At 43.5% G+C, this 13,942-nt stretch carries 8 protein-coding genes; 5 read left to right on the top strand and 3 right to left on the bottom strand.

The window, feature by feature from the left end; all coding sequences use genetic code 11:
- Positions 1–321 precede the first annotated feature (321 nt).
- Positions 322–1,404 (top strand): ATP-dependent 6-phosphofructokinase, encoded by a 1,083-nt coding sequence (locus tag RRG12_RS04975; protein WP_420758560.1) that lies wholly within the window; start codon positions 322–324, stop codon positions 1,402–1,404.
- A gap of 426 nt (positions 1,405–1,830) precedes the next feature.
- Here RRG12_RS04975 and RRG12_RS04970 read toward each other — a convergent pair whose 3' ends face one another.
- Entirely contained in the window at positions 1,831–2,106 is a 276-nt protein-coding gene (locus RRG12_RS04970; protein ID WP_069070252.1) for a ubiquitin-like small modifier protein 1, read from the bottom strand.
- A gap of 95 nt (positions 2,107–2,201) precedes the next feature.
- The gene (gene thrC / locus RRG12_RS04965; RefSeq protein WP_420758559.1) at positions 2,202–3,512 is read right to left on the bottom strand and encodes a threonine synthase; all 1,311 of its coding nucleotides are present in this window, start codon (positions 3,510–3,512) and stop codon (positions 2,202–2,204) included.
- Between the two features lie 831 nt (positions 3,513–4,343).
- Between thrC and RRG12_RS04960 the strand changes: the two genes are divergently transcribed.
- From RRG12_RS04960 to RRG12_RS04945, 4 genes are all read left to right on the top strand, one after another.
- Positions 4,344–6,899: a hypothetical protein gene (locus tag RRG12_RS04960; protein WP_420758558.1), complete on the top strand. Its 2,556-nt coding sequence runs from the start codon at positions 4,344–4,346 to the stop codon at positions 6,897–6,899.
- Positions 6,900–7,146: 247 nt separating this feature from the next.
- Positions 7,147–7,710: a hypothetical protein gene (locus RRG12_RS04955; RefSeq protein ID WP_420758557.1), complete on the top strand. Its 564-nt coding sequence runs from the start codon at positions 7,147–7,149 to the stop codon at positions 7,708–7,710.
- 135 nt (positions 7,711–7,845) lie between these two features.
- Positions 7,846–9,396 (top strand): hypothetical protein, encoded by a 1,551-nt coding sequence (locus RRG12_RS04950; RefSeq protein ID WP_420758556.1) that lies wholly within the window; start codon positions 7,846–7,848, stop codon positions 9,394–9,396.
- Positions 9,393–13,277, top strand: coding sequence for a TonB-dependent receptor (locus tag RRG12_RS04945; RefSeq protein WP_420758555.1), 3,885 nt, complete (start codon positions 9,393–9,395; stop codon positions 13,275–13,277). Before RRG12_RS04950 ends, RRG12_RS04945 begins: the two co-directional genes overlap by 4 nt.
- Positions 13,278–13,689: 412 nt before the next feature.
- On the opposite strand, the gene RRG12_RS04940 is transcribed toward RRG12_RS04945, so the two are convergent.
- Positions 13,690–13,887: a hypothetical protein gene (locus RRG12_RS04940; RefSeq protein ID WP_069070258.1), complete on the bottom strand. Its 198-nt coding sequence runs from the start codon at positions 13,885–13,887 to the stop codon at positions 13,690–13,692.
- Positions 13,888–13,942: the final 55 nt, after the last annotated feature.

Below are 13,942 nucleotides of genomic sequence, written 5' to 3'. Positions count from 1 at the left end.
AAGAACAATTTGAGAAACTTGTGATGACAGTTAAGTGAATTTTCGGCGTTGTTGGATGAAGGTACAATTAATCACACTCCAGACACAGAGGGAAGATTATATTTCGGGAGTAATATCTAAATTTCCGCTTAGTTATCAATAGTAATAGCTGATAACTAACGATGCATAATACCTAAGTTAGATCCTCACAACTTCCTCAGTTTTTTGGATTAACCTCAACATATAGCCGGAACAGGGTTAGAAAGTGAGGCAGAGGACAGTATTATTTATACTTTCTGCCCTCTGCCTCCTTCCTTTGTTTCTTGTTGAGGAGTCATGACCATGCAAAAACGACTTGGCATTCTTACCAGTGGTGGCGACTGTCCTGGACTCAATGCTGTAATTCGGGCAGTTGTAAACCACGCTACTCTTACATATAACTGGCAGGTAGTGGGTATTCCTTATGCGACTAGAGGGCTTTTAGAGAAAAAGGCAATTCCTCTGAGCATACATGGTCTAGACCTACGTGGTATTGACCCCTTGTTAAATATGGGAGGCACAATTCTGGGTAGCATTAACAAAGGAGATACTCTGGCTCATGTTGACGAGATTGTTGCAGGCTATCATGCTTTAGAACTAGCTGCCTTGATTGGTATTGGTGGAGATGGCAGTTTAGCAATTCTCAACGAACTGCAAAGCAAAGGGAACTGGCAGTTCATCGCCATTCCGAAAACAATTGATAATGATGTAGGCAAGACGGAAAGAGTAGTTGGGTTTGATACTGCGGTCAACACAATTGTTGATGCCCTAAATCGTTTGACATTTACAGCGGCTAGTCACGATCGCGTGATGATTGTCGAAGTCATGGGACGGAAAGCAGGTCACTTAGCACTGCACTCTGGCATTGCAGGTGGTGCGGATGTGATTTTGATTCCCGAAATTCCCTACACAATTAAAAGTGTGTGCGAACATTTGGCAGAATTACGCGATCGCTGGGGACGCAGATTTGCAATTGTAGTCGTAGCGGAAGGCGTTCAAATAGCAGTCGATTCATCTAACTATTCATCATGCCAAAAGCCATCCTGTGGTATGGGTCAATATATTGCCGATGAAATTCGCCGTTGCAGTAACGATCAAATTGATATTCGGGTTTCTGTTTTAGGACATATCCAACGAGGTGGTATTCCTTCAGCTTTAGACCGTTTGGTAGCCACAGCTTTTGGTAAAGCTGCGGTAGATTTATTAGCCGATGGACAATCTGCACAGATGGTAGCTTGGCAAAATGGACAAGTTGTAGCAGTTCCTTTAGAGGAAGTCTTGGCTTTTAGTCCGTGTCTTGTAGATCCCAATAATTTCTTAGTGCAAACGGCGCGATCGCTCAGTACTTATATTGGTAACATTACTCCAGCGATCGTCAAAACATAATTTACAGTTATTTTCAGGTAACCCAACCGAATATTTGCAGTACTTAGTGCCATTCGGTAAAGGTCAAAGGGAAAGGGTTAAACTTGGATTCTGCTGGTGCGATCGTAAAAACTCAACGGACATCATTATTTGCCCGTGAGTAAGGTAAGCGGAGCCTCTTAATAGGCATTCCCAGTCGTCGGAGACTGGGAACGAGGTCATGCTTCTACTTTATCGAAGGAGGCAGGAGGAAAACTGCCCGACGCTCCTCTCCTGAGCTACCGCTGCGCTATCTGTAACACCCCGCGACCTAATGGAGTAAGGGTTTAAGACAAGAACTCCAAAAATTCTAGTTTTGTGGCTCTTTTTCAGGAGGGGTTTGAATCCTATAAGTGAAAAAACCTCCTGCCTCCTGCCTCCTGCCTCCTTCAATGAGTCTTCTCTGTATTAACCACCTGCAACAGCTGGGACAATACTTACTTCATCACCATCTTTAAGAGTTGTGTTTATACCATCTAAATGACGGATATCTTCGCTATCGACGTAAAAATTTACAAACCGACGTAGTTTACCTTCTTCATCGCATAAGCGCGATTTAATCCCAGGAAAGCTTTTTTCTAAGGATTCCAACAATTCTGCAATGGTGCTACCACTGGATTCTAGAGTAGCTTGATTATTGGTAAAACTTTGAAGAGTCGTAGGAACTAAAACTTTTACAGCCATAGAAGTAAAAAGTGAGGAATTAAGAGTGAGGAGTTAGGAATAAAGTTAAGAGTTAAGAGTTATGAATAAAAAAACTCATAACTCATAACTCCTAACTAAACGAGGACTTGTTGCCATTCCAAGCGATCAAGAGTACGCGATCGCTCTAGCGCACGTTCAAAACTATCGAGTTTGGCGTCAATAGTCAAGGGTTCACCAACGTAGCCTTGGATTGCTTCTTGGGTTTTCAGACCATTGCCTGTGATGTAAATCACGGTTGTTTCATCTGGATCAATCTTGCCAGCTTCTACCAGTTTTTTCAGCACGGCCACAGTTGTACCACCAGCTGTTTCTGTGAAGATGCCTTCGGTTTCTGCCAGCAGTTTGATGCCATCAATAATTTCTGCATCATTAACTGATTCAATGTTACCACCAGTCTTTTGAGCTAACTCTACAGCATAAATGCCGTCTGCTGGGTTGCCGATCGCCAGCGATTTAGCAATTGTATTCGGTTTTACTGGCTTAATAAAGTCGCGTCCTTCTTTAAAGGCTTGGGCGATGGGTGAACAACCTTCAGCTTGAGCGCCGCTGAAACGAACGCTCTTGTTTTCTACTAAACCAACTTCTACAAATTCTTGGAAACCCTTATAAATTTTGGTAAATAGTGAACCAGATGCCAAGGGAGCAACAACATGATCCGGTAGTTCCCAGCCTAGTTGTTCCGCAACTTCAAAACCTAACGTCTTGGAACCTTCAGAGTAATAAGGACGTAGATTAATATTGACAAAACCCCATCCATGTGTATTAGCAACTTCTGAACAGAGGCGATTTACCTGATCGTAGTTGCCCTTAACTGCCATCAGGGTGGGACTGTAAATCAAGCTACCGAGAATTTTACCGGCTTCTAAATCTGCGGGGATGAACACACAGCAGTCTAAACCGGCGTGAGCTGCGATCGCAGCTGTAGAATTTGCCAAGTTACCAGTGCTAGCGCAAGAAACAGTAGTAAAGCCCAACTCTCGCGCCCTCGATAGAGCAACTGATACCACCCGATCCTTAAAGCTCAGGGTGGGCATATTCACGGCATCATTTTTTATATAAAGCTTATTTAGACCCAGGCGACGGGCAAGACGATGGGAACGAACCAAGGGAGTCATACCCGTTCCCACATCTATAACATTGTCAGTTGCGACAGGCAAAAAGGGACGGTAGCGCCAAATGGAGTTGGGCCCAGCTTGAATTGTTTCACGAGTGACAGTCAGACGTAGGGCGCTGTAGTCATACTTGACCTCTAACGGCCCAAAACATAACTCACAAACATTGCTGGCTTTGAGTTCATATTCGGCACCACATTCTTTACACTTTAAGGCTTGAAAGTAGGCAGTGCTGCTTTGGGTTTGGGTTTGGGTTTTGATTGCCTGAGTCATAAACTAGCTTTCCCTGTTTGTCTGTCGGCTGTCGCCTGATAGTAACACGAGTAAAAATACCAGTCAAACATACCCGACAAATTTTGTCGGGTATGTTTAGTATTGAAAGGAATGATTATTGTAAAACTTTAACATCAGTAATCCCTACATTTAGTATTTACACTTATGCGTCGAATGTTATAAAAAAAGAAAACAGCTTAAACTACTCAGCATTAACACTGCTAAATAATATGATTAAATTGCATTTTGTTTATGATGAATTTGCATTTATTTAAATTACTATCTCATTTAAGTAATCTAGATCACCTAGTTAACTTTCAATTTTTTTATCTAAACGACTCTATTGAGCAGTATGTCTTTCTGATGAAAAAGACGCAAAAGTGTTTTCAGATATAAGTTTTAGTGTTTTTAGCACCTGAGTTAAACCACTAAAATTTCTATGTGTGTTGCCAAAATAAAGTTACCTTTTCAACTTTGATGCACTCATTAATAGCTAGACAAGTTACTTATTTATACGGAAGATTTTTTGAGCTTTAAAAGCTACATTGCTATTTACATGAACAACTTAGCAAAATACAGTAATAAATTACACATATTTGCGATTGCCAGCCTTGAGTCTCAAGGGTAAGCATAAAACAAGTAGACAAGTTATTTCTGGTTATTGCCTCAATATAATTTTCAAGGAGTGTCAATCATTTCACTCCTTAAATATGCATTCCCGAAACGTTGAAGTTTTGGGCAGCTATATTCGGTAATTCTTTAAGGAATTGCCGAACTTTATCCTGTCTCAAAATCCAAGATACAAGTTCAGCAAACAAACAAACTACTTTTATGGTAAACCGAAACAAATCTGTCAACAAGCAGCGTAAGCCTTACCAATCTCTAGTAGCAACAGCATTATTAACTGGTAGCCTTTTCCAATTTATTGCACCTGTACTAGCTGACGGTACAGCTGCTGGTCAATCCATCAGCAACACAGCAACTGCTACCTACGAAGATCCTAACAATCCAGGAACTCCTATTAATACAACTTCTAACACCGTCACTGTTACAGTGGCAGAAGTTGCTGGTATCACAGTTGAATCTACTGGTGTAGTAGATAGTAACGGTGGCAACGTCGAAGTTAATGATTCATTAATCTTCAATTACACTATCACTAACGTTGGTAACGACCCCACCGGCTTCCGTATACCCAACTTAGCCACAACAACGGGGCCAGCTACAGTATCAGGAACCTTACCAAACGGTGGCACACCCAATAACCTGCAATACAGTATTGACAATGGTGTAACCTGGACTAACATCACAGCTGATGTGGTTGTACCAAACATTCCTGTAGGTGGTCAAGTTTTAGTCAGAGTACCAGTTACCGTCCAACCAGGCGCTCAAAACGGTGACACAATTACTGTTAGGCTTGGTAATACTCCTGCCAACGCTCAAAACGTCTTGCGGAATCCTGATGGTGGTGACGTTTACACTGTAGATAACCCTGATGATGGGCCTAACAATCCAGAAGTAGACGGCATACCTGTTAACGGTACTAGGGAAGCTAGTGATACATCTACCGATGTGAGAATTGGTGGAGTTGTTCAAAGCTATTCTTTAGCTACTGTTCTTAAGACACGCACTGCTTACAACAACAATAATACAGCCAACTCAATTACAGATGACACCTTAACTTATGGGTTGAGTTTGCGAGTTGAAGGTAATGATCCTACAGGACGGGGAATTACCCCCGCCGCATTGGAAGGTAGAAACATCAACCTTGACGGTTCAACTGTTCCACGCATCTTAGTTTCAGATGCCATTCCCACAGGTACAGATTTAGTTTCAGTCACTCCGCCTGCTGGGTGGATAGCAGTCTACACCACATCTCCAATTGGTACTAATGCCAATGACGCAGCATGGACAACAACAGTACCAACTAACCTTGCTACAGTTACGCGCGTTGGTTTTGTCAATAATCCTGCTACCGTTACATCAGTTGCACCTAATCAAACAGTTACTGGTTTCTCCATTCAATTAACAGTAGAATCTGGTGCAACATCACCCTTAATTGTTGCTAACATCGCTCAATTGTTTGGTCAAACCCCTGGCAATACCTTCCCTGTATACGATGAATCTGGTGATCAAAATCCCAGTAACTTCGGTGGACAAGTGGGTAACATGACACCATTTCCAGGTACAGATATTAATAATGATGGTATCCCAGAGACTTTGGTTGTTGATGATGGTTTTATTAACAACCCAGGTACTCCAGAAACAGGAGTTGATGGCAACAACGATAACACTGGTGTTGGTGATGGTGGTGAAGCTAACATCTTTACGGTGGAAGTTGCTGTAGCTTCAGCAATTCTCAATGGCCCAATTAATGCGCCCAATGCCATCGGCCCATCTGGTGGAACCAATGATGACTTTACTAACAAATCTTCTCTAGTCCCAGCAGGTACACTACCAAATACCACGCTTAACCCGCAACCAGTGGGCTTTACAAACACCATCAGAAATAGTGGTGCTAATGCTAGTAACTATTCTTTAGTACCTATACCACCTGCAAGTAATACACCTGCGGGAAATAATGCAGACTTACCCACAGGTACGTTAGTCACCATTACCTACGGTTCTGAATCTAGATCCTATGTTTGGAATGGCACGAATTTTCTCTTTGATATAGATCGTGATCCTGCTACGGCGGGTGATCAATCAGCTATTGATGCCATAACTGAATACATTACCATTCCTAACGTGGCTGCTGGCACTAATATCAACTACGGTGTGGAAATTGATTTACCTGCTAATACTCAGTTATCCACAGATATTGACAGAGGTTTCCCAGTGCCAATTACTGCCTTTGTGGATGATGCTACTGCTGGTTTAGGTGCAGAAACTGTTCGCAACACGACGATTGACCGTGTATATACTGGCTTCTTAAAACTGCGGAAACTGTCAAGAATCCTAGACCAAAATGGACAGCCAGTGGCAGGGGCTGATGGTCAACTCAGCGATACTCCTAAGAGTCCTGTACCTGGAAACATTATTGAGTATCAGATTCAGTACAGTAACATTTCTGAGCCACAATCTGGTAACGGTAACATCATCTTAAACGCCAGCAATGTGGTGATTAATGAAAATGGTGTCACACTTCCTAATAACTGGGCGTTAGACCAAGATAATAACGGCCAAATTGATACCAGCAACATCATTGGTTCAGCTACTGACCCCAACGGTAATATTCAATTCTTCAACGGTAATCCTGCTACTAACTCTGGTAGTGACCAGACTGGAACAACTGTAACTACGGATGTGACTAGATATGTCAATAGTGTCACCGGTCAGGTAGCCCCAGGTCAGCAGAGAACATTCAGCTTCCGACGTAAGGTTAACTAATTCGTTGGGATTGGGGACTCTGATGTTTGCAAACTCATTGGCGTGGTCACTGAGCTTTGTCGTTCGCGTAGCGTCTCGTAGAGAAGTGCAGTTTCTCGTAGAGAAAAGATTGCACGATCGCTGCAACCAGTTGACCTTATCCCCAATCCCTAAATAGGAAGTAAAGAGAGGAGTGACTCTTTCTTAGCAAAAACAGGGAAAGATAAGTCAACAATCAACATTCTGGAAGTTTTTTGAGGTGATTTATATGCAGCGTGTTTCTCTTGCAGGTTTAGGAGCGATCGCACTCATTATTACAGTTCCATTTGTCGGTCAAATTCCGGGAATCGCAAATGTATGGCATTCAGGAAGTGCTGTTGCTCAGAATATCAAAACTCAAGGGCAAATTCAATTGCGTTTAGAAGCAGAAAAGCAAGTGGTGGCACTGGATCAGCAGGGTAAGCAAAGCCAGAAATGGGAACCTTTGAAAGGTCAAGTTGTGGTGCGACCAGGAGATGTGTTGCGATATACCTTGAGTGGCGAAAATAAGAGCGATCGCCCAGTTAAAAATCTAATTCTCAATCAACCGATTCCGAAAGGAATGGTCTACGTGCTGAATTCTACCAATGTCGCCAACAATGCCAAAGTCATTTACAGCATTGATGGCGGGCGTAGCTTTGTCGAAAATCCCACTGTTAAAGTTACTCTTCCTGGCGGGAAAGTGGAAACAAAACCAGCCCCAGCCATTGCCTACACCCACATCCGTTTACAGATTCCATCACTTGCAGCCAAGACAACAGTTAAGGCGACTTATCAAACCCAAGTGCGCTGATGGAGACGAAGGGAGACGAATTTCCTGACTCGATAAAGAAGCGTTTCTAGGCGAAACCTGGAAACGAGATTTGGCTTAACTGGATTTCCACAAATAAGTGCTTTTATTAACAACAAGCTTGACATTTCAGAGGAGATGTGTAGGGTGAGCCATCCTCAAAACCAAAAGCAAATTACTTCTAGCAGTAGATGGTGGCGACGGTTAACAGCTACTCTTCTTCTGGGAAGTTTTTTGCATACTACTATACCTATACCAGCGATCGCGCAACAGACTAACAATCTGGTTGCGTCTTTGCCATTAATAAACCAAGCTACTTATACTTATACAGATTCCAGCAGTAATTATCAATATCAAGGCAGTTCTAGTCAGATTAATGTTAGTCCTAGCCCATTAGTTGACCCATTAGGGCGGATTTTAGGTTGTGCTGGCACAATTTTACCTGACTATACAGGTTTTTCAGTTGGGGTATATGAACCTAACTCTAGTGATCCAACGGGGACAGAGTTGGGCAGTTTGGTTTCTCTGACTCGAACAGAGTTACCAGATATTCCTAATAACAACATTCCTGGTGGTAAATCGCCAAATATCGAGAATAGTAACCCTTACTTCGTGACGAATAACCCTGCGGGTGTCTACAATTTTTTACTTGATCCGAATAAGGGTCAAACTGATCCAGGTAGAACCTACATTTTTGTAGTTAATCCACCACCAAATTCTATCTACAAACAGCGGCGGGTCAAGATTGAAATCCTTGCTAGTAGTGCTACACAAGGTAATGGTATCGTCCGATATGTTGCTACTTCTCTAGATGGTCAACCAATTAGTCTCACAGGCGAAACCAGGGTAGAGCAAACAGTTGTTTTAGTTCCCAATGCAGAAGTTGTGGGACTGGACTTATTAGCCTTTGAATTCACCACAAATTTGTGTCAAGCCAATCAGTTACAGATTATCAAAACAGGCGATCGCGCTGCTGCTGAACCTGGAGATACGGTAATCTACCGCGTGTCGGTGAAAAATCTCGCTGATGCTGGTTTGAATAATATATTTGTCACCGACAATCTACCTTTAGGATTCAATTTCTTGCCGAAATCTGTGCAAGGAGAATTGGATGGTCAACCAGTCACTATCACCTCAGAACGCAATGGAAACACAGTGACATTCCGCACAGACGTAACGATTCCCACAGAGAAAGTTCTGAATATTGCTTACGCTGCTCAACTCACAGCCGATTCACTGCGTGGAAATGGTCGTAATAGTGCGATCGTTAATGGCCAACGAGCTGATAACAGTTTTAGCACCAAGGATGGGCCAGCAACCCACCAGTTGAATATTCGTCCAGGAATCGTTTCTGATTGTGGCACGATTATCGGTCGGGTGTTTGTTGATAAAAACTTTGATGGTGAACAACAGCGTGGTGAGCCTGGAGTACCAAATGCGGTGATTTTTCTAGAAGACGGGAACCGCATCACTACAGATCCGAATGGTTTGTTCTCCTTAGCTAATGCTTTACCTGGATACCACACAGGTGTATTAGACCTCAGCAGTGTACCCGGTTACGCCCTAGCTCGTAACGAAAAATTCCGCGAACGCAATAGCCAATCTCGCTTGGTGCATTTAGAACCGGGTGGCTTGGTACGTATGAACTTCGCTGTCACCCCCACATTTCAGGAGTCAGTGAAGAAATGAAACCCAGACTGCACTGTACAACTACATTTAACCTGAGATTGATGGGGGCGATGCCAGTAATGGCTCTCAGCCTTGTTTTATATCCTGCGATCGCCAAAGCTGAAATCACTAGCGAAAAACTACTTTTCCCCGATTCTCCTTCGCAGGTAGACAAGGGTGTAGAAGATCCTGACTTTTCAAGTTCTAAAAGGGGAGAGGCTTTGAATTCTCCCCATGTTTTGGGAAGTTCTGACAAGCAACTTTCACCCCTCGAACTTCCCTCAACTTCTTCAGCACCAGTTATTGATACTTCAATTCCAGATATCCAACCAAGTGAAACGGAAATACAACCATTTCAACCAGCAACTTCTGTTGATTTGCCCAGAGGGTTACGTAAAATAGCAGCACGCGAAGACACAGAAACACAGATTGAAGCTTCTCCAACAGAAATACAACCATTTCAACCAGCAACTTCTGTCGATTTGCCTAGAGGCTTACGCAAAATAGCAGGAGTAGAGGACACGGAGAAAACGGAAGGGGTGAATGAAAATCTTCCCGTTTCCCCCACTATCCCTATCTCTACAGCAATCAAAATTTTGACTCCGACGGCTGACAGTGTTGTAGATGTCCAAGCTAGTACGGTAATTGTACAGTTCCCCGCTGGTAGTCAAGTGGAATTGCGGGTAAATGGGGCGTTGGTAGACCCTTCTTTAGTGGGACGGACGGAAACTGATGCCACTACTAACTTGGTAACGCAGACATGGTATGGTGTCTCGTTAAAAGAAGGTGCAAACACCATCTCTGCACAAGTTGTTGGCGGGACAGAACCTCCTGTAACAGTGCAAGTCGCAGTTCGGGGAGCGCCACAAAAACTAACTTTAGAAACAGTTGAGTCCCGTATCCCAGCAGATGGACGTTCTACGGCGACAATTCGGGGTCAATTCATCGATGCAAGTGGTAATCGCTCTAACCATGATGCTGTTGTCACTTTGATCCCTACTGCTGGGGAGTTGGTTGGGAAAGACTTCAAACCCGATGAACCGGGATTTCAAGTGGAGGCGAAAGCTGGGCAATTTACAGCGATTTTGCGATCGCAGCTAAAAGCGCAAACTGTGACAATTCGTGCGATCGCTAATGATTTAGAAGCCTTTACTCAACTGCAATTTGAAACGTCACTACGTCCGAGTTTAGTGACAGGGGTCATAGATTTACGCTTGGGTGCTAGAGGTACAAATTATTACGGTAGTTTCCGTGATTTCCTCCCTCCAGATAAAGACAACAGAACACAATTAGATTTCAATTCCGCGATATTTGCCACTGGTGCGATCGGGGAATGGTTATTTACAGGTGCATACAACAGTTCTCGTAGCTTGAATGAAGATTGTAACTGCGATAATCGCCTGTTTAGAACTTACCAATTCAGTGAGCAAAACTATCCTGTCTACGGCGATAGCTCAAAAGTTGATGTAGTTGCGCCTTCTATTGACAGTGTATTTCTGCGTTTTGAGCGTTCAGCTCGTATCCCCGGCTCTGATCCAGATTATGGCATGTGGGGTGACTACAACACAGAAGAATTTGCGCGGCGATCGCAGCAATTTACTGCTATTACTCGTCAACTCCACGGTTTTAAAGCTAACTACAACTTAGGAAACCTACAAATTACAGGTTTCTATGGCAACAACTTAGAAGGGTTTCAAAGAGATACCATTGCTCCCGATGGTACTAGTGGTTATTACTTCCTCTCTCGCAGACTACTACAACCAGGTAGCGAAAATGTCTTTATCGAGTTAGAAGAACTCAATCGTCCTGGGACTGTATTAGAACGCAAACAGCTTAACCGAGGCCCAGACTATGAAATCGACTACGATCGCGGTACATTAATATTCCGCGAACCGATTCTTCGTACCGATATTGATCAAACTGGACAAGTGTTGGTACGTCGGATTATTGTTAGCTACCAATATGACGACCAAAACTCTGACGGCAATATTTATGCTGGTCGTTTGCAATATAACCTTTCCCGCAAACTTAACCAGGAAAGTTGGATAGGAGCAACTTATGTTCAAGAAAATCACGGAGTGCGCGACTTTCAACTCTACGGTGCAGATGCGCTGATTGCTTTGGGTGACAAAGGGAAGTTAATCGCAGAATATGCCCATTCCACTAATGATTCTGATGTTGTGGGAAAAGTTAGTGGTGACGCCTACCGCTTGGAAGCTGAGGGAGAAATTGCCAATGGGATTCAAGGTCGTGCCTATTATCGCTTTGCTGATACCGGTTTTGCCAATAATGCCACTATCAGCTTTGTACCGGGACAAACTCGTTATGGAGCGCAGGTTACAGCTAAACTAACTTCAAGTACTAACGTCAGGGTGCAATACGACCACGAAGACAATTTTGGGATTGCTCCCCAACCCCTAGACACCTTTGAAGAACTGTTTGCACCTCGTTATGAGGCTATACCTGGGAGCAAAGTTGATAATTCACTGACGACGATTTCTGCTGGAATTCAACAACGTTTAGGTAAAGCTATTCTGGATCTGGATTGGATTCATCGTAATCGGGAAGACCGAATCCCCGACAGCGCTCTGAATAGTAATTCTAATCAATTGCGATCGCGTTTTACAGTTCCCATTGCGAAAAACCTGACTTTCCAAGCCCAAAATGAACTCAGCTTATCTTCCCAAAAAGATACTGTTTATCCAGATCGTACTATTTTAGGGTTGAATTGGGCAGTAGTTCCTGGTGTCAGCGTCAGTTTGGCTCAACAGTTTTATACTGGCGGTCAATTTTCGGGTAATTCCATCACCAGCTTAAGTGTCAATGGTGAACACAAACTCGGTACTGATACTACCTTGACTGGTCGTTACTCAATTTTGGGTGGTGCAAATGAACTGACTACTCAAGGTGCAATTGGTCTAAATAACCGCTGGACTATTGCTCCGGGATTGCGGCTGAATTTAGCTTACGAACACGTATTTGGCAACTTCTTAGGACGAACTGCGACGGGTCAACAATATGCCCAACCCTACGCCTTTGGTCAAGCAGCATCAGCGATCGGATTTGAGGGTGGCGATAGTTACAGTGTTGGGTTGGAGTACAGTGATAATCCCCAGTTTCAAGCCAGCGCTCGTTACGAACATCGTTCCTCTTCTGGTGGTAGTAATACAGTAATTACCGCAGGTGCCACAGGTAAAATTTCTCCGGCTCTGACGGCTCTGGTACGTTATCAACAAGCAAACTCTTCCAATCAGAAGCTTTCAGGATTGGGAGATACCGCTAATTTGAAGCTGGGTTTAGCCTACCGCGACCCCAATAGCGATAAATTTAATGCTTTGTTGCGTTATGAATATCGCCAAAATCCGACAATTATTCCTGAAACTATTCTCTTAGGTAGTGGTACGGGTTCCCAAGACCATACCTTTGCTTTAGAAGCTATTTATGCCCCTAACTGGCAATGGGAATTCTACGGTAAGTATGCTTTGCGTAACAGCACTTCTTATTTAGCCAACGATTTAGTTGGTACAAGTATGGTTAATCTGGGACAATTGCGAGCTACTTATCGTTTGGGATATAGCTGGGATTTAGTTGGTGAGGCTCGTTGGATTGGTCAATCTAACTACAGCGAGACGGGCTTTGTGGTAGAAACAGGCTACTACCTCACTCCTAATCTGCGCCTTTCTGCTGGATATGTTTTTGGTAAAGTTGATGACCGAGATTTTTCTGGAACACGTTCCGCAGGTGGCGCGTATTTGGGCTTTACGGTCAAGCTTGACGAATTGTTTGATGGTTTCGGACAGCAAAAACCTGTAGCACGTCAGCAACCAGAATCTACGGTGCAAACTCTGGTAAAGAAATTAAAAAATAGAATTCAGGAGTCAGGAGCCAGAATTCAGAATTGAATTCTATGTGACTGGCGGATAGCGTAGCAGTGACAAGTCCCGTACTCCTGCAAACAAGCAAGCTATGCATAGTGTAGAGAGCTTTCTGAATAAAGGGGTTCCTGAGAGGCTCCGCCTCTAGTGGCTTGACCAGAGAATTCGTTCCCAGCCCCCAGGCTGGGAACGAGGCAACATAGGACTTTGGGCTTATCTTAGTGCCATTTGGGTCTGAATCCCCTTCCAAGTTTTCCCAGTCCCCAGTCCCCAGCTTACAAGGGTAGGGGTTTTGTATTTAGTCATTTTTTGACTATTTCAACCAATGCTTAAATCCTGAAACGACCAAACCATGTTAAACAGTTGAGAATTTTCTCAACTATTTTCGAGATTTTTAAACCCCTACCCTTGAAAGAGTCCCCAGTCCCCAGTCCCTTTTTCAAGCTTCCTTTGTCAGCATCCAAGCAGAGTAAGCATCCTCAAAAAATCTGCTTTGACGACGAGTTCCCTTATGCTTGCTGACTCTTACTTTCAGGGTAGTTGTGTAAACTCCATCCATTACCTGATGTCCATAACCACAAACTTGACCAACTTGCCCTGTTCTTTGATGCAAAGCATAATCTCCAATATTCAGCATAATTCTGATTCCCTAATTAACTAGGCTGAGTAGTTTGTGTTTGACTGTTTGGGCG

This window comes from Nostoc sp. CALU 546 (assembly GCF_048836525.1).
This window is presented reverse-complemented; position numbering and strand designations above follow the sequence as displayed.

Coding starts and splice junctions, on each gene's coding strand:
- thrC (WP_420758559.1), bottom strand. CDS start 3,512: ATGACTCAGGCAATCAAAACCCAAACCCAAACCCAAAGCAGCACTGCC.
- RRG12_RS04955 (WP_420758557.1), top strand. CDS start 7,147: ATGCAGCGTGTTTCTCTTGCAGGTTTAGGAGCGATCGCACTCATTATT.
- RRG12_RS04975 (WP_420758560.1), top strand. CDS start 322: ATGCAAAAACGACTTGGCATTCTTACCAGTGGTGGCGACTGTCCTGGA.
- RRG12_RS04970 (WP_069070252.1), bottom strand. CDS start 2,106: ATGGCTGTAAAAGTTTTAGTTCCTACGACTCTTCAAAGTTTTACCAAT.
- RRG12_RS04950 (WP_420758556.1), top strand. CDS start 7,846: ATGTGTAGGGTGAGCCATCCTCAAAACCAAAAGCAAATTACTTCTAGC.
- RRG12_RS04960 (WP_420758558.1), top strand. CDS start 4,344: ATGGTAAACCGAAACAAATCTGTCAACAAGCAGCGTAAGCCTTACCAA.
- RRG12_RS04940 (WP_069070258.1), bottom strand. CDS start 13,887: ATGCTGAATATTGGAGATTATGCTTTGCATCAAAGAACAGGGCAAGTT.
- RRG12_RS04945 (WP_420758555.1), top strand. CDS start 9,393: ATGAAACCCAGACTGCACTGTACAACTACATTTAACCTGAGATTGATG.